This window comes from Luteibacter sp. 9135 (genome assembly GCF_000745005.1).
Taxonomy (GTDB): Bacteria; Pseudomonadota; Gammaproteobacteria; order Xanthomonadales; family Rhodanobacteraceae; genus Luteibacter.
On record NZ_JQNB01000001.1, the window covers coordinates 2,502,278 to 2,520,904 of the forward strand.

18 protein-coding genes are annotated in these 18,627 nt (G+C 67.3%); 14 read left to right on the forward strand and 4 right to left on the reverse strand.

The features are described from left to right. Positions 1–38 precede the first annotated feature (38 nt). The 9 genes from FA89_RS10800 to FA89_RS10840 all read left to right on the forward strand — a co-directional run bounded on the left by FA89_RS10800 (position 39) and on the right by FA89_RS10840 (position 9,065). Positions 39–1,928, forward strand: coding sequence for an ABC-F family ATP-binding cassette domain-containing protein (locus FA89_RS10800; protein ID WP_036140627.1), 1,890 nt, complete (start codon positions 39–41; stop codon positions 1,926–1,928). Between the two features lie 3 nt (positions 1,929–1,931). After that, positions 1,932–2,840: a hypothetical protein gene (locus FA89_RS10805; protein ID WP_051938686.1), complete on the forward strand. Its 909-nt coding sequence runs from the start codon at positions 1,932–1,934 to the stop codon at positions 2,838–2,840. Next, positions 2,837–4,546: a single-stranded-DNA-specific exonuclease RecJ gene (gene recJ, locus FA89_RS10810; protein WP_036140628.1), complete on the forward strand. Its 1,710-nt coding sequence runs from the start codon at positions 2,837–2,839 to the stop codon at positions 4,544–4,546. Before FA89_RS10805 ends, recJ begins: the two co-directional genes overlap by 4 nt. A 437-nt stretch (positions 4,547–4,983) precedes the next feature. Beyond that, entirely contained in the window at positions 4,984–5,313 is a 330-nt protein-coding gene (locus FA89_RS10815; protein ID WP_036140629.1) for a hypothetical protein, read from the forward strand. Between the two features lie 117 nt (positions 5,314–5,430). Further along, positions 5,431–5,778, forward strand: a complete 348-nt coding sequence (locus FA89_RS10820) for a hypothetical protein (RefSeq protein ID WP_185754319.1) — start codon at positions 5,431–5,433, stop codon at positions 5,776–5,778. A 56-nt stretch (positions 5,779–5,834) separates the two neighbouring features. Next, complete coding sequence (locus FA89_RS10825) at positions 5,835–6,188, forward strand: hypothetical protein (RefSeq protein WP_036140631.1); 354 nt, start codon at positions 5,835–5,837, stop codon at positions 6,186–6,188. 51 nt (positions 6,189–6,239) lie between these two features. Beyond that, positions 6,240–7,217, forward strand: a complete 978-nt coding sequence (locus tag FA89_RS10830; RefSeq protein WP_036140632.1) for a multidrug resistance efflux transporter family protein — start codon at positions 6,240–6,242, stop codon at positions 7,215–7,217. Between the two features lie 52 nt (positions 7,218–7,269). Then, positions 7,270–7,728 (forward strand): hypothetical protein, encoded by a 459-nt coding sequence (locus tag FA89_RS10835; protein WP_036140633.1) that lies wholly within the window; start codon positions 7,270–7,272, stop codon positions 7,726–7,728. An 80-nt stretch (positions 7,729–7,808) separates the two neighbouring features. Continuing rightward, complete coding sequence (locus FA89_RS10840) at positions 7,809–9,065, forward strand: MFS transporter (protein ID WP_081916471.1); 1,257 nt, start codon at positions 7,809–7,811, stop codon at positions 9,063–9,065. On the opposite strand, the gene FA89_RS10845 is transcribed toward FA89_RS10840, so the two are convergent. From FA89_RS10845 to FA89_RS10855, 3 genes are read right to left on the reverse strand one after another with little or no spacing between them, the layout of a single operon-like run. Further along, positions 9,040–9,930: a LysR family transcriptional regulator gene (locus FA89_RS10845; RefSeq protein ID WP_036140634.1), complete on the reverse strand. Its 891-nt coding sequence runs from the start codon at positions 9,928–9,930 to the stop codon at positions 9,040–9,042. The genes FA89_RS10840 and FA89_RS10845 overlap by 26 nt on opposite strands. A 7-nt stretch (positions 9,931–9,937) precedes the next feature. Then, positions 9,938–10,804: an acyl-CoA thioesterase gene (locus FA89_RS10850; RefSeq protein WP_036140635.1), complete on the reverse strand. Its 867-nt coding sequence runs from the start codon at positions 10,802–10,804 to the stop codon at positions 9,938–9,940. 51 nt (positions 10,805–10,855) lie between these two features. Then, the gene (locus FA89_RS10855; RefSeq protein ID WP_036140636.1) at positions 10,856–11,413 is read right to left on the reverse strand and encodes an N-acetylmuramoyl-L-alanine amidase; all 558 of its coding nucleotides are present in this window, start codon (positions 11,411–11,413) and stop codon (positions 10,856–10,858) included. Positions 11,414–11,458: 45 nt separating this feature from the next. Between FA89_RS10855 and FA89_RS10860 the strand changes: the two genes are divergently transcribed. From FA89_RS10860 to FA89_RS10870, 3 genes are all read left to right on the forward strand, one after another. Next, the gene (locus FA89_RS10860; RefSeq protein ID WP_036140637.1) at positions 11,459–11,977 is read left to right on the forward strand and encodes an alpha/beta fold hydrolase; all 519 of its coding nucleotides are present in this window, start codon (positions 11,459–11,461) and stop codon (positions 11,975–11,977) included. Further along, positions 11,974–14,115: a bifunctional 23S rRNA (guanine(2069)-N(7))-methyltransferase RlmK/23S rRNA (guanine(2445)-N(2))-methyltransferase RlmL gene (gene rlmKL / locus FA89_RS10865; RefSeq protein ID WP_036140638.1), complete on the forward strand. Its 2,142-nt coding sequence runs from the start codon at positions 11,974–11,976 to the stop codon at positions 14,113–14,115. The genes FA89_RS10860 and rlmKL overlap by 4 nt, the downstream gene beginning before the upstream one ends. A gap of 77 nt (positions 14,116–14,192) precedes the next feature. After that, positions 14,193–14,615: a hypothetical protein gene (locus FA89_RS10870; RefSeq protein ID WP_036140639.1), complete on the forward strand. Its 423-nt coding sequence runs from the start codon at positions 14,193–14,195 to the stop codon at positions 14,613–14,615. Positions 14,616–15,587: 972 nt separating this feature from the next. Here the strand turns inward: FA89_RS10870 and FA89_RS10875 are convergent. Next, complete coding sequence (locus FA89_RS10875) at positions 15,588–16,046, reverse strand: DUF6491 family protein (protein ID WP_051938687.1); 459 nt, start codon at positions 16,044–16,046, stop codon at positions 15,588–15,590. A gap of 183 nt (positions 16,047–16,229) precedes the next feature. On the opposite strand from FA89_RS10875, the gene egtB reads away from it, so the two are divergent. Further along, positions 16,230–17,498, forward strand: a complete 1,269-nt coding sequence (egtB, locus tag FA89_RS10880; RefSeq protein ID WP_036140640.1) for an ergothioneine biosynthesis protein EgtB — start codon at positions 16,230–16,232, stop codon at positions 17,496–17,498. Continuing rightward, entirely contained in the window at positions 17,495–18,478 is a 984-nt protein-coding gene (egtD, locus tag FA89_RS10885; RefSeq protein ID WP_036140641.1) for an L-histidine N(alpha)-methyltransferase, read from the forward strand. Before egtB ends, egtD begins: the two co-directional genes overlap by 4 nt. The last annotated feature ends 149 nt before the right edge of the window (positions 18,479–18,627 follow it).

Sequence of the window (18,627 nt, forward strand, 5' to 3'; positions counted from 1 at the left end):
TATCATGGGCGGTCGCCAGCCGCCAGTTTGCCCAATTCATGATCTCGTTCCGCAATCTTGCCCTTCGCCGGGGCAGCCGCACCCTGCTGTCGCAGATGGACCTCACCATTCAGAGCGGGTGGAGCCTCGGCGTCATCGGCCGTAACGGCTGTGGCAAGTCCACCCTGTTCGCCGCCCTCAAGGGCGAGCTCGAGCCGGAAGTGGGCGACCTGGACATGCCGTCCAAGGTCCGCCTGGCCTCGGTCGCGCAGGAAACCCCCGCGCTGCCGGACCCCGCCATCGACTACGTGCTGGGCGGCGATGTGGAGGTGGCGGCCGTCCTGAAGGCCGAGGCGGAAGCCTACGAGCGGGAAGACTACGAAGCCGTCGCGGTAGCCAACCAGCGCATCGAGGAACTGAACGGCTACGACGCCCGCGCGCGTGCCGGCCGGCTGATGCACGGTCTGGGCTTCAGCCCGGACACCCACGAGCGCGCGGTGGCGTCGTTCTCCGGCGGCTGGCGCGTGCGCCTGAACCTGGCCCGCGCGCTGATGGCGCCGTCCGACCTGCTGCTGCTGGACGAACCGACCAACCATCTGGACCTGGACGCCGTGCTGTGGCTGGAGGAATGGCTGCGCCGCTACCCCGGCACGCTGCTGATCATCTCGCACGATCGCGAATTCCTCGACGGCGTGATCTCGCACACGATGCACCTGCACGACGGCACGGCCAAGCTCTACACCGGCAACTACACCGCCTTCGAGCGGCAGCGCGCGGAGCACCTGCGCCAGCAGCAGATCGCCCACGTGCGCGAGCAGGCCGAACGTGCCCACCTGCAATCCTTCATCGACCGCTTCAAGGCCAAGGCGAGCAAGGCCAAGCAGGCGCAGTCGCGCATGAAGCGCCTGGAAAAACTGGCCGGCACGGAAGCCGTGCGCGCCGAGCGCTCCTTCAGTTTCTCGTTCCCCACGCCGGACCGCCTGCCCACGTCGATGTTGCAGCTGGACCACATCGACGCCGGTTACGGCGAGCACGTGGTGCTGCGCGACGTCGCCTTCGGCCTGGAGGCCGGCGATCGCATCGGCCTGCTCGGCCCGAACGGCGCGGGTAAGTCCACCATGGTGAAGTCGCTGGTGGGTGAACTCGAGCCGCTCACGGGCGAGCGCTCGTTCCACAAGGACATGAAGATCGGCTACTTCGCCCAGCACACGGTGGAAAGCCTGCACGAAGGCTGGAGCGCGTACGACCACTTGCAGGAGAAGGCGCCCGCCGCCGGCCAGCAGGCCTTGCGCGACTACCTGGGTACCTGGAATTTCCCGGCCGATCGCGTGTTCGAGCCGGTGGACAAGTTCTCCGGCGGCGAGCGCGCGCGCCTGGCGCTGGCCCTGATCGCCTGGGACAAGCCGAACCTGCTGCTGCTCGACGAACCGACCAACCATCTCGACCTGGACATGCGCGAAGCGCTTGCCGATGCGCTGGCCGAGTTCGACGGCGCACTGGTGCTGGTCTCGCACGATCGTCACCTGCTGGGTATGGTCTGCGACGAGTTCTGGCGTGTCGCCGACGGCAACGTCGACGCCTTCGACGGTGACCTGGATGATTACGCGAAATGGCTGCGCTCGCGCGCCACCACGCGCAAGACCGCCGCCGTCGCCTCGGCCGCGGCGGAAGCGCCCATCCAGGCGTCCGCGAAGGAGAAACGCAAGCTCAGCGCCGAGGAACGCGAGAAGGAAAAACCGCTGCGCGCGCGGGTGAAGAAGATCGAGACGCAGATCGCCACGCTCGACAAGGAACTGGCCACGCTGGAAGGCAAGCTGGCTGATCCGAAGGTCTACGACGGCCCGACGGTAGAGCTGATGAATCTCAGCCAGCGCCAGTCGACCTTGCGCGGCGAGAAGGAGGCCCTGGAGCTGGAATGGCTGGGCATCCTCGAGCAGATCGGGGACTGAGGCGTGGGTGTCGTCCTCAACGTGTTGTTGCCGGGGCGCGACAAGCTCGCCACCGTGGTCCCATTCGCCACCTGGCTGGCGCGTGGCAGCACGTTGCCGGCCGCCGCGCCGGGTTACCTGGCGGCGATGGCCGAGTACTTCCGCTGGCCCGGCGGGCGGCTGCCCGCCGCCGCACTGATCCGTCAGTCGGTGGCCGGCGATGCAGGCACGGCGCAATGGCTGTCCGCCGATCCGGCCTGGGTGCAGCCCGAGCTCAGCGGCGCGCGCCTTTTGGCATGCGGCAACCTGGGGCTGACGGTCGAGGAGTCGGCCGCCCTGGTGGCCGCGCTGACCGAAACGTTCGAGGCGGAAGGCATGCGCCTGCAGATGGGCGATGCGCAGCACTGGCAGCTGCGCCTGCCCGCTGACGTGGACGTGCCGTCCTTCCCCGAGCCGGAAGACGCGCTGGGTGCCGACCTCTTCGAGCAGTTGCCCAAGGGCGACGCCGGACGGCGCTGGCGTGCCCTGATCAACGAGGCGCAGGTGGTGTTGCACAACCATCCGGTGAACCACGCGCGCGCCTCGCGCGGCCTGCCGCCGGTCAACAGCGTGTGGCTGTGGGGACCGGGTGTGCTGCCCGACTGGATCGAGTGCGGCTTGTCGCGTATCCACAGCGACGACCTGCTGGCCTGGTCGCTGGGCCACAAGGCCGATGTCGATGTGCAGGCGCGCAGCGCGTTCGTCGGCAGCGATGCCTCGCCGTATACCTTGCTCGACCTGCAGGACGTGCAGGCGGACGATTTCGCACGGTCGTGGTGGCCCGCCATCCAGGCGCGGCTGGAAGACGGCGCGGAGCTTCGTCTCGCTTTCGCCGACGGCACGCGCACGGTACTGCGCAAGCATCACCGGCTGCGGTTCTGGCGCAAGCCATGACGCGCCGCGTGTGGCGCCGACGCGAGGCGGAGGCCCCGCCGAGCGGCTGGCCCGGGCACGTCCATCCCGTCATCCAGCGCATCTATGCCGCGCGTGGCGTGTGCACGCCCGATGGCGTGGAACATCGCCTGGCGAGGCTGCTGTCGCCGACGCTGCTGGGCGGCATGGACCGTGCCGTGGCGGTGCTGATGGATGCCATCGCGAACGACCGGCACATCGTGGTGGCCGGCGATTACGACTGTGACGGCGCCACGGGCACGGCAGTCGCCGTGCGCGGCCTGCGTCTGCTGGGTGCGCGGCACGTGGCGCATGTGGTGCCCAACCGTTTCGTGCATGGTTATGGCCTCAGTGAAGCGCTGGTGGCATCGCTGCAACCGTCGCCGGACCTGATCGTCACCGTCGACAACGGCATCGCCAGCGTGGCCGGCGTCGCCGCGGCGCGGGCACGCGGCATCGGCGTGCTGATCACCGATCATCACCTGCCGGGCGACACGCTGCCCGAGGCCGATGCCATCGTGAACCCCAACCTCGCCGACGACGGTTTTCCCAGCAAGGCGCTGGCGGGCGTCGGCGTGATGTTCTACCTGTTGCTGTCGCTGCGCGCCGCGATGCGCGATGCCGGCCGGTTCACGCAGGGCGAGCCCGACCTGGGCGCGCTGCTCGACCTGGTCGCGCTCGGCACCGTCGCCGATCTGGTGCCGCTGGATTTCAACAACCGCGTGCTGGTCGAGGCCGGCCTGAAACGCATGCGCGCCGGCAAGGCCTGCGCTGGCATCACCGCACTGATCGAGGCCAGTGGCCGCTCGCTGGCCACCATCGCCGCGACCGACCTGGCCTTTGCCATCGGCCCCCGGCTCAACGCGGCGGGGCGGCTCGAAGACATGTCGCTGGGCGTGGCTTGCCTGCTGACCGATGAGGTGGGCATCGCGCGGCGCTACGCGGAACAACTCTCCGGCATCAACCAGGAACGCCGCGAAATGCAGGCGGGCATGGTCGAGGAAGCCGAGCGCATGGTGGCGCTGGCACGGCACGTGGATGCCGTAGGCGTGGCGTTGTTCGACGAAGGCTGGCATCCGGGCATCGTCGGCCTGATCGCATCGAAGCTGAAAGAGAAACTGCATCGCCCCGTGCTGGCCTTCGCGCCCGCCGGCGACGACACCGACGAGCTGCGCGGTTCCGCACGCTCCATTCCCGGCTTCCACATCCGCGACGCGCTGGCCGAGATCGACGCGAAGCACCCCGGCCTGATCCTGCGCTTCGGCGGTCACGCGATGGCCGCCGGCCTCAGCCTGCAGGCGCGTGACTTCGACCGTTTCGCCGCGGCGTTCGACGCCGCCGCGCGCCGCCACCTCGACGACGACCACCTGCAGGCGCTGGTGCACACCGACGGCGAGCTGGATTACCGCGACCACACGCTGGACCTGGCGAAGCAGCTTCGCCATGCCGGTCCCTGGGGCCAGGCCTTCCCCCCGCCGGTGTTCGAAGCGCGCTTCGAGTGCGCCTCGTGGAAACCCATGGGCAGCCGCCACCTGCGCCTGCAACTGCGGCACACCCAGGGCGGCGCGCCGCTGGAGGCGGTGATGTTCAACTGCTACGAAGGCACGCCACCACCCGCGCGCATGCGTGTTGCTTACGAGCTATCGGTCAACGACTGGCAGGGCAGGGAAAGCGTGCGGTTGCTGCTGACGCATATGGAAGCCCTTTAAGGGTCGAAGCCGCTTTCCTCGTAGGGTGCGGGGAGGAGGCGTCGGGTGGTCACCCTCTGCGCTCGGGCAGCGGCCGCAAGCGGCCGAACTCGCTCAGAGGATGACCACCCGACACCTCCCTGACCACTGAGGTTGCGGGCTGGGAAAGCAACGCTCGCCGCGTCGCACGGAGCGGCATCCCCAGGGTGGAGCCCCCGAAGTCGCCGCCGCTTTGCTCTCCACCCCCGTTTGCCTCTGTCGTCGCAGAGGTGCTGGGTGGTTACGCTCTGAGCGAGTTCGGCCGCTTGCGGCCGCTGCTCGAGCGCAGAGTGTGACCACCCAGCACCTCGTCGCCGCGCCATGCGAGAACGACGGCTTCGGCTTCGGGAGGTGTACCAGACGTGGTAGAAGAATCAGCACGACATTACCGACAGCCAGCTACTCGGGGAATAACGCCCATGACTAAGATTTTATTCTTAGCAACGGCTTGCATTGGACTCGTCGCTAGCTACGTCATGTTCAAGATGCGCTACGGGTGGTACCTCGCGAATGCGGATGCTCACTTCCTCGATCTTGGGTTTCTGACGGTTGCCTGCGCATTGGTCGTACTTTGGGTGGTCTTTCCCAGCCGTGTAGCCGTAGCTGTGGTGGGTGCTGCGCTTTTTGTTTTCCCTCCGCTGCTCAAGCCCGATACCTTTGTGGGGCTTGATATTCCCTTTGCCGCCCTGTCTCTGATCCCCATCTTCCTACTCGTTATCGCTACACACCTTCGGCAGCCGGCGCTTTAGGGCCCGCGGCGGATTCGCGTCCGTGCCCAGCGACTTGCCTGAAAAACCTCAGGCAAACCTGCCGCGCCGTCCACATATCTGAGACGGGGCCCACCTAATCTCGGCCCCATGGCCACGGTGAACTGGATACGGATGGGTGAGCGGCAGTACGCGGTCCTCGATGGGACGACGCGGCCGTTCGCGCGGGTCAGTCCGCAGGACGGGCGCTGGGTGGTGCGCTGGCGCTATGGGCCGCGGCAGGGGCAGGGGGCCGTACTGCGGGGGATGTCCCTGATGCAGCGCATGGTGACGCGCTGGGCCGAGCACAACGAGGCTAAGCTGCGGAAGCTCATTCCGCCACCGGTGCAGGCCTATGCGCCGCCCAGCGCGGTGGAGCGCTATTTCTACGACGCTATCTGGCCCGGCTACGTGCCGGCGTCGCGCCGGCCGCGGCGGGAAGGACGAAAAGGGCGGGAGCGCCATTGAGCCGGGGGCACACCCCCCACACATAGGCTGCATATCGTCTTCCCGCAGGTGGCGCCATGTCTCCCGAGTGTTTCGTCTCCGCCCTCCAGCAGGCCGTGGTCCGTGACAACCTCGCCGTCTACGCCGAACTGTTCCGCACCACGCCGGCCGAGCGCGCGGTGGACCCGCATTGGGTGAACGCGCTGGAACTGTTCAACGGGCTGGACGAGGCCGGCAAGGAGGTCTTCCTCCAGGTGATCTGCCACACGATGATCGATACCACGGCCAATCTGCTCGGTATCGTCGACGGCTGCTGCCCGGTGGCGGGTATCGAGGGCGACGTGACATTGTGCATCGACGGCCGGCCCATCGGTGGCGAGTTGCAGGAGCTGTTCCTGGAGCTCAACGAGGCGACGGACGACGCCGGCTGACGTTGCGCGCGGTCGCTGGCACACTGGGGCCTGTTCGTTCCAGGTCATGCCATGCGTTCCCGTGCTTCCCGGGCGGTCGCCCTCGCGCTGCTGTCCGCACTGTTCTTCACGCTCACCTATGTCCTCAACCGCGCCGTGGTCAGCGGGGGCGGGCACTGGCAATGGGCGGTGATCCTTCGTTATCTCATCACGCTGCCGCTGCTGGCGGCGGTGCTGCCCTTCAGCGGTGGACTGGGCGCGCTGCCACAGGAACTGCGCGGGCATACGTGCACCTGGCTCACCTGGAGCGGCGTCGGTTTCGTGCTGTTCGGCGTGCCGCTGACCTGGGCGGCCAGCAGCGGGCCGTCGTGGCTGGTGGCCGGCAGCTTCCAGACCACCGTGCTGGCCGGCCCCCTGCTGGCGCCCTTCATCTATCGCGACGAGCGGGCCCGTTGGCAGGTCGGGGCGCTGTCGATCGGGGCGCTGATCGTGCTGGGCGTCATGCTGCTGCAGTTCGGCCATGCGCGGGGTGCGCTGGATGCCTCCGCCTGGCTGGCGGTGGGCGCGGTGGTGTTCGCCGCGTTCGCGTATCCGCTGGGCAACCGGATGATCCTGCTGCACCTGGAGCGCACGGGCACCCGGCTGGGCGCCGTGCAGCGCGTGTTCGGGATGACCCTGGCCAGCGCGCCGGTGTGGCTGGTCCTCGCGGGCGTGGCGTGGTTCACCCTGGGGCCGCCGTCGCTGCGCGAGGTGTTGCTGGCCGGTGGCGTGGCTTTGTCCTCGGGTGTGGTGGCCACCGTGCTGTTCTTCCACGCCACCGAGATGGTGGGACGCCAAGGCACCGCGCTGGCCGGCGTGGAGGCCATGCAAGCCGCCGAACTGCTGTTCGCCACGGGCATCGGCGTGCTCTTCCTGCACGAGTCGCTGCCCGGCCCGCTCGCGGCCTTCGGAGCCGTGGCCATCGTCGTCGGCATCGCCCTGTTCGCATGGGCGAGTGGCCGGGACGGTTCACCCGATCCGGACGGGCCGGACGCCGACCGGGGCGCTTGACGCCATCCAGACACGGGAAGCGTACGCTGCGCCTATCTTCCCGAGGTGCGCCATGAAACCCCTTGCCATCGCTTTCCTGCTTGGTTGCACCTTCGCCGCCTCGGCCGCGCAGACCCCGCCCGGTACCCACGGGCAGCGCGCCCCGGCGGCCGATCCGATGAAACGTTTCGCCTGGCGCGATGAAGCTGCGGGGTACACCTTCGTCGGGCCGCCGCGCTGGACGGACAAGGTCACGGCGGTGCCGCTGGATTCCGCGGCGCTGGCGAAGTCGGGAGCCACCAGCGGCGTGCGCTTCGTGGCCGGCGCGAAGACCCTGCTGGTGCTGCTGTCCTCGGACGATGAACGCGCGCATGCGATGGCGAGTTCGGGCGCGCGGGAATTGTCCCGTCACGACGGCCATGTGCTGTCGCTCAAGACCGAGGCCGGGTCCGGCGCCCTTGCCCTCACCGACGAGGAACTGGCCGCCGCCATCCAGTGGGATGGCGGCGACACCGGCACCGTCACCCGCTGAGCCGATTCATACGCAGGACATATCGAAGAGGACGCATACCGGTATCGATCCGACTCAATTCAGGGTCTAGCCTTGGCGACATGGCGCATTCCCTGGAGGTTCCCGTGGACGGTTCGTCGCCCGCACCGGCCGTCGTAGTCGATCGCCGTATCAGGCACGGCACGCCGGCGTTCCGGCGCACCAACCTGGCCTTGTTCTCGTCGGGGTTCGCTACGTTCGGCCTGCTTTATTGCGTGCAGCCGTTGATGCCCGCGTTCTCGCACGATTTCGGCGTGGACGCGGCCAGCAGCAGCCTGTCGCTGTCGCTGACCACCGGCGTGCTGGCCGTGGGCATGCTGTTCGCCGGGGCGATCTCCGATGTCCTGGGGCGCAAGCCGGTGATGCTGGCCTCGCTGCTGGGCTCGTCGCTGCTGGTGCTGCTCTCCGCCATGGCGCCGCACTGGGGTACGTTCCTGATCATCCGCGCGCTGCTGGGCCTTACCCTGGCGGGGTTGCCTGCGGTGGCCATGACCTATGTGGGCGAGGAGATCCACGGCGATTCACTCGGCTTCGCCATGGGGCTGTATATCGGTGGCAATGCTCTCGGCGGCATGGGCGGGCGCCTGATCGCCGGCTTCGCCGCGGATCATGCCTCGTGGCGCGTGGCCGTGGCGGTCATCGGTGGCCTCGGCCTGATCGCGTCGTACCTGGTGCTGCGCGGCTTGCCTGCGTCGGCGTATTTCGAGAAGCGGCGCGCGCATCCGCGGGCCCTGCTGGCGTCGTTCGGTTCGCTATGGCGGGACAAGGGCCTGCCGTGGCTGTTCGCGGAAGGCTTCCTGCTGATGGGCGCCTTCGTCACGATCTACAACTATGTGTCGTACCGTCTCATCGCCGCGCCGTTCTCGTTGTCGCAGTCGCATGTAGGTGCCATCTTCATGGTCTACGTGATCGGCGTGGGCAGCTCGGCGTGGATGGGTGCGCTTGCCGGCCGGCTGGGTCGCCGTCGCGTGCTGTGGGCGGCGTTCGTCATCATGCTGGCCGGCGTGGCGCTGACGGCCAGCGGGTCGCTGTGGGCCATCGTCGCCGGGATCGCCTTGCTGACCTTCGGTTTCTTCGGCGGGCATTCCATCGCCAGCAGCTGGGTGGGCCGGCGCGCGTCGTTCGCCAAGGCGCATGCGTCGTCGTTCTACCTGTTCGCGTACTACATGGGGTCGAGCATCGCCGGCTCGATCGGCGGGTTGGCCTGGAACCACGGCGGGTGGAACGGCGTGGCGATCTATGCGGCCGTGCTGATCCTTGCCGGCCTGGCTGTCGCGTTGAAGCTGCGCACGCTCACGCCTTTAGCATCAGCGTCGTAAATGCCTTCACCAGCGGCGAGGCATCGTCGCGACGGTGGGCGACGTGCAGCGCGCTGGCGGCATCCGGCGAATCGATGGCGACGTAGGCCACGCCGTCGACACGCACGTGGCGCAGCGAGTCCGGCAGCACGGCGACGCCCAGGCCCGCGGCCACCAGGCCGATCATCGTGGACGACTCGCCGGCTTCCTGGGCGATGCGCGGCACGAAGCCCGCATTGCGACACATCGACAGCAGCTGGTCGTGCACGCCGGTGCCGGCGGCACGACTGAACACCACGAAGCGTTCGTCGGCCAGTTCGTCCATGCGTAGCCGGGCGCGCTTGCGCGTGGCCAGCGGGTGATCGGCGCGCAGCACGGCCACCAGGGGATCGTCGACCAGCTTGTGCGAGACCAGCGTGGCGGGCAGTGCACCGCCACGCAGGAGGCCGACGTGCTGGCTTCCCTCCAGCAGGCACGCCACCTGCTGCAACGTGTTCCGTTCCACCAGCACCAGCCGCACGGCGGGATAAGCGTCGCGGAAGGCGCGGATCGTTCGCGGGAACCGCTCGATCAACGGGGTGGAACGAGTGAAAGCCACATGCAGTTCGCCGATCTCGCCACGCTCGGCGCGGCGCGCCTGGTCGGCGGCATCGTCCACGCGCGTGACGATGTCGCGGGCGGCGTCGAGGTAGACGCGGCCGGCATCGGTCAGTTCGACGCGCCGGTTCGTCCGTCGCAGCAGGCGCAGGCCGAGCAGGCTTTCCAGGTCGCGGATCTGCTGGCTGAGCGGCGGCTGGGACATACCCAGCCGCTCGGCGGCACGGCTGAAATGCAGCTCGTCGGCCACGGCGATGAAATAACGCAGGTGCCGCAGCTCGATGCCCATGGGTTGCCTAGTCCGGCCGGACGCGGATCAGGCCTTCCTGCGCGGTGGAGGCCACCAGCACGCCGTTACGGGTGTAGATCATGCCGCGCGCCAGGCCGCGCGCGCCCTGCGATGTGGGGCTGTCGAACGAATACAGCAGCCAGTCGTCGATACGGAACGGGCGATGGAACCACAACGCGTGGTCCAGGCTGGCCATCTGCATGTTGCGGGTGAGGTAGGAGATGCCGTGGGGCAGGGTGGCCGTGCCGATCAGGTGGAAATCCGACGCGTAGGCCAGCAGCGCCTGGTGCAGCCCGAGGGTGTCGTCGATCGGCGCGGTGAGGCGGAACCAGATGTGCTGGTAAGGCGGCCGTTTGGCCGGGCGCAGTTCGTCGCGCGGCCACACGTGGCGGAACTCGAACGGGCCGTCGATGCCGAGCCAGCGCTGGGTCTTCTCCGGCAGCCGGGCCAGCTGCTCGGCGGTCATCGCGGGCATCGGCTCGACGTCCTCGGGTGCAGGCACCTCGGGCATCGACATCTGGTGCTCGTAGCCGGCTTCCGGTTCCTGGAACGAGATGGACCCGTTGAGGATGGGCTGGCCGTGCTGGATGGCGACCACGCGGCGCGACGAGAACGAGCCGCCGTCGCGCGTGCGCTCGACGCTGTAGACGATCGGTGCGTTGATGTCGCCGGCACGCAGGAAATAGGCATGCAGCGAGTGCGCCTCGCGGCGCGGGTCCACCGTGCGCTGCGCGGCGGACAGCGCCTGGCCGAGCACCTGGCCGCCGAAGACGAATTTGGTGCCGATGTCGCGACTCTGGCCGCGGAAGAGGTTGTCTTCGAGGCGCTCGAGTTCGAGCAGTTCGACGAGTTCGCCGACGTGGTTGTCCGTCATGGGGGTCTCTGTTGAGCGGGGTGGCGACATGGCCGGAAAGTATACCGGGCCTCAGCCCGCCAGCCGCGCGAGGCGGGCCGCATCGTAGGCGCGTGCCCAGGGGAATTGCGGGCCCGGATCGCGCTTGCGTGGCACCTCGCGGTGCGGATCGTCGCTGGCGGGAACCATGGCGGTGTCCAGGTCCTCGTGGCCAGCGATATGGCGCAGCGACGGAAAGCGCAGCGTGAGGTCGTCGAGCAGGGCACGCAGGGCGTCGATCTGTTCGGCGGGGTAGGGCTCGGTCATGACCTGCCGGTCCGAGTGGAACCATTCGGGATAACGCCCCGTGTTGACCAGTTCGATGCCGATCGAACGCGGGTTGTAGCCGCGGGTGTGATTGGCAACGCGGTGCGGATCGACGTAGCACTGGATCGTTCCGTCGCGATCGACGTAGTAATGCCCGCTGGCACCCGTGCCGCGGTCCTCGTAGAGCACGCGCTCGCCGTACTCGCGCGCCATGGCCAGGTCGGGCAGCTCGGTGCAGTGGATGACGATCAGGTCCACCGCGTCGGCCTGGCGCTCCGGGAGGCGGTGTTCGTAGGGGAGAGGGTTAGGGCGGATGTCGATCATGGCGCTTTGATAACATAGCCGGTCATTCCGCGTACGGAGTCCGCCATGCGCGGTCACATCATCCTTTCCCACGGTTCCGATTCCGGCCCCGACGCCACCAAGGTCAGCGCGCTGGCGGCCCTGGCGGGCTCACTGGGCTGGACCACGGTCCGCCCCGATTACCGTGAAGACGACGCCCTCGGCCACGCCGGCTGCGTCGAACCGCGGCTGGCGCGGCTGGCCCGGGCAATCGCGGACTCGCGGGCGCCCCCGATCCTGGTCGGCTCCAGCATGGGCGCCTTCGTTTCGGGGCTGGCCTCGCTGCAGGTACCGGTGGCCGGCGTGTTCCTGTTGGCGTTGCCTGCGCGCATCCCCGGCTACGCCCGGGCCTTCGACCTCGCCAGGGGCGTGCCCGCCTTCATGATCCACGGCTATGCGGACGACGTCTGCCCGGTGGATGAGGCCTTCGCCTTCGCGCGCAGCCATGCGATCCCGATGCTGCTGGTCGAGGACGACCACCGGCTGGGCAACGCCATGGCAGGCATCGAAACCACCTTCCGCCGTTTCCTCGAGGGCCTGGCATGAACTTCTTCGCCACCTGCCCGAAGGGCCTGGAATACCTGCTCAAGGACGAACTGATCGCCATCGGCGCAAAGGACGTACGCGAGGCCCTGGCCGGCGTTTCCTTTGCCGGTGACATCGAGACGGCCTACCGCGCCTGCCTGTGGTCGCGCATGGCCAGCCGCGTGCTGCTGCCGCTGGCCGAGTTCGACGCCGCCGACCAGGACGCGCTCTATGCGGGTGTGCAGGACATCGACTGGGCCACCCATCTGGCCGCGCACGGCACGCTGGCCGTGGATGCCAACACGGCACAGAGCAAGCTCACGCACAGCCAGTTCATCGCGCTGAAGACCAAGGACGCCATCGTCGACCAGTTCCGCGCCGCCACCGGCGCGCGCCCGGACATCGATCCGGAAGAACCCGACCTGCGCGTCAACGTGCGCCTGCGCCGCGACCGCGCCACGCTGTCGATCGACCTCTCGGGCCTGCCGTTGCATCGTCGCAACTGGCGCGAGCAGCAAGGCGAGGCGCCGCTGAAGGAAAACCTCGCCGCCGCCATGCTGGTGCGCGCGCAGTGGCCGCGCATCTACGCCGAAGGCGGTGCGCTGGTCGATCCGATGTGCGGCTCGGGTACGCTGCTGATCGAAGGCGCGCTTATGGCCGCCGACGTGGCGCCCGGCCTGCGTCGCGATTACTTCGGCTTCCTCGGCTGGGCCAAGCACGATTACGCGTTGTGGCGCTCCATCTACGACGAGGCCAAGGCGCGGGCGGAAGAAGGCCTGCGTGCCCTGCGCCCGGTGTTCTTCGGCAGCGATTCGGATGCACAGATGGTGCAGACCGCCAAGCGCAACGCGCAGAGCGCGGGCGTGGCGGGTTTCGTCCACCTCGACAAGCGCGACGCGGTGCACGTGGCCCCGCCGCCGGAAACCCCGCTCGGCCTGGTCATCACCAACCCGCCCTACGGCGAGCGCCTGGGCGATCGTGCCGAACTGCCGGCGCTCTATCGCGACTTCGGCCAGGCCCTGAAGGACCGTTTCGCCGGCTGGCGCGCGGCGGTGCTGGCCGGTGACGAGGAACTGGGTCGTGCGCTGCGCCTCAGCCCCGACAAACGCTACGCCCTGTTCAACGGCGCGCTGGAAACCCCGCTGCTGACCTACGCCCTGCGCGCACGCGACGAAGCCCCGCGCGAAGCGAAGCCGCTGTCGCCCGGCGCGGAGATGCTGAAGAACCGCCTGGAGAAGAACGTCCGCCACCTGCGCAAGCGGCTCACCCGCGAGGGCATCACCTGCTGGCGCGCCTACGACCAGGACCTGCCCGAGTACGCCGCCGCCATCGACGTCTACGAAAACTGGCTGCACATCCAGGAATACAAGGCGCCGCAGGACGTGCCGGTGGACGTGGCGCGCATCCGCATGCGCGAGATCGGCCGCGTGGCCAGCGAGGTGCTCGGCATTCCCCGTGAGCGCATCGCGGTGAAGACGCGCGAGCGCGGCAAGGGGGGCTCGAAGTACGGTCAGTTCGACCAGAAGGGCGAGTTCATCGAGGTGGGCGAGGGCGGCCTGCGCTTCCTCATCAACCCCACCGATTACCTGGACACCGGCCTGTTCCTCGACCATCGCCTGGTTCGCGAGAAGATCCGCGAACTGGCGCCGGGCAAGCACTTCCTCAACCTGTTCGCCTATACGGGCACGGCCAGCGTCTATGCTGCGGCCGGCGATGCGCGCGACACCACCACCGTGGATCTGTCCGGCACCTACCTGGACTGGGCATCGCGCAACCTGGCGTTGAACGGGTTCGAAGGTGCACGCCATCGGCTGGTGCAGGAAGATGCCCTGACCTTCCTCGAGAAGCGCTCGATGCAGTACGGGCTGATCTACGTCGACCCACCGACCTTCTCCAACTCCAAGAAGGCCGACGACTTCGACGTGCAGCGCGATCACATGAAGCTGCTGATGCTGTGCCTGGACCGGCTACTGCCGGACGGGGTCATTGTTTTCTCGAACAATTTCCGTCGTTTCCAGCTTGATAAGGCGGCGCTGGAGCCCCATTTTTCCATCGAGGACTGGAGCGCCCCCAGCATCCCGTTCGACTTCTCCCGCCGGCACAACATCCACGGTTGCTGGTTGCTCCGTAAGCCGTTCGTGAATCCGTGGAAAACGTGAATTGAGGGTGTAGAAAACTTCAGATTGGATTCAGTGGCCGAGCGCGAATCTGCAGTCAACACCCGGAGGTAACTGTCATGAAAGGTAAGTTCGTAAAGTCCGCTCTCGTCCTCGCCGCTGCGGGTCTGATGGCGTTCGCACCCGGCGCTTTTGCCCGCGGTGGTTATTACGGCGGCTACCATGGTGGTTACGGCTATGGTTACCACGGTGGTGGCTACTACGGCGGTCGTGGCGGTTACTACGGTCGCGGTCACTACGACCACGCCGGCCGCTGGATCGCTGGCGCCATCGTCGCCGGTGCGGTCGTCGGCCTGGTCGCCAACGCCACGCAGCCGCGCACGGTGGTCTACGACAACGGCCCGGGCTACTACTACGCCCCGCCCACCCGCACGGTGGTCTATGACGACGCGCCGGTCGTTACCCGCCGCGTGACCACCACGACCACCTACGTGGACGATGGTTACGGTGGCACCCGTTATGTGCGTGACGACGGGTATTGATCGGAGTCGTTTTCGGTTGAGTGGTTTGATGGAGGAGCCCGGCGCAAGCCGGGCTCTTTTTGTTTTGGGGCGGACGTTTCGTGGTGGATTGCCGTGAGGGCTCGCCTTCGGCATCGCGTTTGGCCTTGGGCCGTGGAGCAAGAGCCGACGGGTAGCCCCCTCGGTGCCACGCCTGCGGCGACCCGCTAGGGAAGGGCCGCTCCGCGGCCGTATGTTTATTGCCCTTCGGGCACGGGTCGGGCTTCGAACGGAGGTTTCCGATTCGACCTCCTGTCTCAGCGGAAACGGCCGGCCGTCCTGGCCGGCCCCCTGCGGGCTTTTTCCGTTCGAAGCCCTCGCCTGCGGCTACCGGCCCCGAGGGGGCTACCCGCCGGCTCTTCCTCAAACTGAGGTGGGATGTTGGGCGAGCAGCGAGGGGTGGTGAACGAGTAGCGGGAGGGGTACGGCGTCGCCGCTTTGTTGGCTTTTCGCCCACATCGTGGGCTCCTACCTCGGGGGGTAGGGCAGGTGTTGGAATACCCGACGCATGATCTATCGGCTGGGTAGGAGCGCACGCACGTGCGCGAACCCTCGACGTACCTAAGGCGACGGATGCCATGCGCAACAGGCAAGCGAGCGGTCCCAGCAACGAAGCGAAACCCAGCTCTGCTCTGCGCTCGACCCCAACCCACCTCAGCTTGAGGAAGAGCCGGCGGGTGCCCTCGGGGCCGGTAGCCGCAGGCGAGGACTTCGAACGGACAAGGCCCGAAGGGGGCCGGCCAGGACGGCCGGCCATTTTCGCTGAGACAGGAGGTCGAATCGAAAATCCCCGTTCGAAGCCCGACCCGGCCCGAAGGGCAATAAATAAACGGCCGCGGAGCGGCCTTTCCCTAGCGGGTCGCCGCAGGCGTGGCCACGAGGGTGGCACCCGCCGGCTCTTGCTCCGCGACGCCAAGGCTCGAGCCCCAACGCGATGCCGAAGGCGAGCCCGCCTCAACCACCCGGAGACGGCAGCTGCGCACCCGAGCCGCGGCGCTTTGCGCTCTTCTTCATCGATTCGAATGTCGCCTTGTCGATCGTCTGCACGGACTGGATCTGGCACGGTGGCTCGTTGCGGCGAAGGATTTTCTCATCGATGCCGCCGCAGATACGCATCTCGCCCATGGCCTTGTCGCTGTTGGACGACTTGAAGCGGATGCCGCCGCCCAGGTCCATCCGCGGGCAGTCCGCGCTGGTCTTCACGACGAAATGGTTCGGTCCGTTGCGCACCGCCACCGTTCGCGTATCGACCACGGCCCATTCGTTGATGCGGTCGGTGCGCAGGCAATCGTTGAAGGGTAGTTCGTTGCGGGCCTGGGGGGAGGGGCCGGGACGGGGCATGTTGTCCTGCGCGTGCGCGATGGACGCGCCGGCGAGCAGGAGGGCGGCGCTGAACAGGATTCGGGCAGTCATGACGGGGTCCTCCGGGAGGAATAGAGATGTTAAGCCGGGATCGGCCCATGGGCGAGATTGACAGGGGCCACGGTGCACCTTTCGTTAAGGGCGTGGAGAATGCCACTCACGTTCGTTGAACGTTTCCTCGGCCATCCTTTCCGTCATGACTGACGCTATTAAGGCCGCACAGGAGGCCAGCGCATGACGGTCCGCCCGCTTGGCCTCGACCCTACCCCCTCGGCCCCTGCGGACCTTGTCACGCGCTTCCTCGGCGTGCGTCGTCGCAGCGCTGAACTGGCCTCGCGGCTGCGTCCGGAGGACACCGTCATCCAGTCGATGCCGGATGCCAGCCCGACCAAGTGGCACCTCGCCCACACCACATGGTTCTTCGAGCACTTCGTTCTCGGTCCCAGCGAAGGCTATGTGTCGGCTAACCCGGAGTGGCACTTCCTGTTCAATTCGTACTACCAGTCGGTAGGCCCGATGCACGCGCGCCCCAGTCGGGGAATGATTACGCGGCCGGACTTCGCCGAAGTGCTGGATTACCGGCGGCGTGTGGACGACGCCGTGGCCGAGCGCCTCCTGCGCGGCGACGATCCGGCGCTGGCTGTCGTGATCGAACTGGGCTGCCAGCATGAGCAACAGCATCAGGAATTGCTCCTCACCGATATCAAGCACGCGTTTGCGCAGAATCCGTTGGAGCCGGCGTTTACCACCGAGGCGCCGCGTGCGCTCTCCGTGGCCGCGCCTGTCTTGCGCTATGTGCCGTTCGACGAAGGCGTGGTGGAGGTGGGTCATGCCGGTGACGGTTTCCACTTCGATAACGAAGGGCCTCGCCATCGCACCTGGCGTCAGGCGGGATCGCTCGCCAATCGCCCGGTGACGAACGCCGAGTTCCTTGCGTTCGTGCAGGATGGCGGCTATCGCGACCCGTTGCTGTGGTTGTCGGATGGCTGGGCCACCGTGCGGGCCGAGGGCTGGCAGCGTCCGTTTTACTGGGACGAGGCGTGCGAGACGGAGTTCACCTTGCAGGGCCGCCGGGCCATCGATCCGCATGCGCCGGTGTGTCATGTCAGCTATTTCGAGGCCGACGCGTTCGCGCGCTGGGCCGGCGCCCGGCTGCCGACGGAGGTCGAATGGGAAACCATGGCCACGTCACTGCCGGTTCGCGGCAATTTCCAGGACAACGGTTTGTTCCACCCACGTGCGTCGTCGTTCGAAACCGACCTGGGTCAGATGTATGGCGACGTTTGGGAATGGACGATGAGCCCATATGTCAGTTATCCGGGGTTTCGTCCGCTGGACGGTGCGCTGGGGGAATACAACGGCAAGTTCATGAACGGTCAGTGGATACTCCGCGGGGGCTCGTGCGCGACGCCCTCCGATCATATTCGTGCCACCTACCGTAATTTTTTTCCTCCCCATGCGCGCTGGCAGTTCACGGGGATACGACTGGGAAACGATCGATGAGTGCTCAACCCAAAGACATCCGTGTCGACGACCGCCATCCGGATGTCGAGGACACCCTCGAGACCGTCCGGCGCGGCCTCGGGGCCAAGATCAAGAAGCTGCCCTCGCGCCTGTTCTACGACGAGCGCGGTTCGGCGCTGTTCGAGGCCATCTGCGAGCAGCCGGAGTACTACCTCACGCGCACCGAGATACGCATCATGCGCGATCATGCGGCCGACATTGCCGACGTGATCGGGCCTGACGTGCGCCTGGTCGAATACGGCAGCGGCAGCGGGATCAAGACGCGGATGCTGCTGGAGCATCTGGTCACGCCCGTGGCCTATGTGCCGGTGGAGATATCGCGCACGGCGCTGATGGAAAGCGTCGCCGAATTGTCCACGCGTTTCCCGGACGTGCCCATGCAGCCGGTGTGCGCCGACTTCACCCAGCCGTTGCGGCTGCCGGTGGCCTCGCGCTCCCCGCGGCGTACGGTGATCTACTTCCCGGGTTCGACCATCGGCAATTTCGAGGCGAAGGATGCGGTGAAGATTCTCCGCCAGATGCGCGCCGAGATGAGCGACGGCGGCGGGGTGCTGATCGGCGTGGACCTTAAGAAGGACGCCTCGGAGATCGAGGCGGCGTATAACGACGCCGCCGGTGTCACGCGCGATTTCACGCTCAACATGCTGGTGCGGCTGAATCGCGAGATCGGCACCGATTTCGATCTCGATGCGTTCCGCCACCGCGCACGCTACAACGTGCTGGCCGGCCGGATTGAGACCTCGCTGGTCAGCACCCGCCACCAGGTGGTGCATGTGGGTAGCGACGCCTTCACCTTCCGCGAGGACGAAGCAATGCAGGTGGAGTACAGCTGCAAGTATTCGCTGGACGACTTCGCGCAGATGGCGAACAAAGCCGGTTTGTCGGTGGAGCAGGTCTGGATGGACGAGGATCGCCGTTTCAGCGTGCAGTACCTGGTGCGGACGACGCCTGTCGCCTGACCCGTTCGCCCGCCGCCTTACATCGGCGGTTGTAGGAGCGCACGCTGTGCGCGACATCTTTTCACTGCATTCTTCGAGTTGGCGCGCCAGCTCGAAGGGTCGGCTTTGAAAGATGTCGCGCACATCGTGCGCTCCTACATGTGTCGCCT

Excerpts from the sequence above, each read along its gene's own strand:
- FA89_RS10800 (WP_036140627.1), top strand. The coding sequence starts at position 39 with ATGATCTCGTTCCGCAATCTTGCCCTTCGCCGGGGCAGCCGCACCCTG.
- recJ (WP_036140628.1), top strand. The coding sequence starts at position 2,837 with ATGACGCGCCGCGTGTGGCGCCGACGCGAGGCGGAGGCCCCGCCGAGC.
- FA89_RS10815 (WP_036140629.1), top strand. The coding sequence starts at position 4,984 with ATGACTAAGATTTTATTCTTAGCAACGGCTTGCATTGGACTCGTCGCT.
- FA89_RS10825 (WP_036140631.1), top strand. The coding sequence starts at position 5,835 with ATGTCTCCCGAGTGTTTCGTCTCCGCCCTCCAGCAGGCCGTGGTCCGT.
- FA89_RS10830 (WP_036140632.1), top strand. The coding sequence starts at position 6,240 with ATGCGTTCCCGTGCTTCCCGGGCGGTCGCCCTCGCGCTGCTGTCCGCA.
- FA89_RS10835 (WP_036140633.1), top strand. The coding sequence starts at position 7,270 with ATGAAACCCCTTGCCATCGCTTTCCTGCTTGGTTGCACCTTCGCCGCC.
- FA89_RS10840 (WP_081916471.1), top strand. The coding sequence starts at position 7,809 with ATGGCGCATTCCCTGGAGGTTCCCGTGGACGGTTCGTCGCCCGCACCG.
- FA89_RS10845 (WP_036140634.1), bottom strand. The coding sequence starts at position 9,930 with ATGGGCATCGAGCTGCGGCACCTGCGTTATTTCATCGCCGTGGCCGAC.
- FA89_RS10850 (WP_036140635.1), bottom strand. The coding sequence starts at position 10,804 with ATGACGGACAACCACGTCGGCGAACTCGTCGAACTGCTCGAACTCGAG.
- FA89_RS10855 (WP_036140636.1), bottom strand. The coding sequence starts at position 11,413 with ATGATCGACATCCGCCCTAACCCTCTCCCCTACGAACACCGCCTCCCG.
- FA89_RS10860 (WP_036140637.1), top strand. The coding sequence starts at position 11,459 with ATGCGCGGTCACATCATCCTTTCCCACGGTTCCGATTCCGGCCCCGAC.
- rlmKL (WP_036140638.1), top strand. The coding sequence starts at position 11,974 with ATGAACTTCTTCGCCACCTGCCCGAAGGGCCTGGAATACCTGCTCAAG.
- FA89_RS10870 (WP_036140639.1), top strand. The coding sequence starts at position 14,193 with ATGAAAGGTAAGTTCGTAAAGTCCGCTCTCGTCCTCGCCGCTGCGGGT.
- FA89_RS10875 (WP_051938687.1), bottom strand. The coding sequence starts at position 16,046 with ATGACTGCCCGAATCCTGTTCAGCGCCGCCCTCCTGCTCGCCGGCGCG.
- egtB (WP_036140640.1), top strand. The coding sequence starts at position 16,230 with ATGACGGTCCGCCCGCTTGGCCTCGACCCTACCCCCTCGGCCCCTGCG.
- egtD (WP_036140641.1), top strand. The coding sequence starts at position 17,495 with ATGAGTGCTCAACCCAAAGACATCCGTGTCGACGACCGCCATCCGGAT.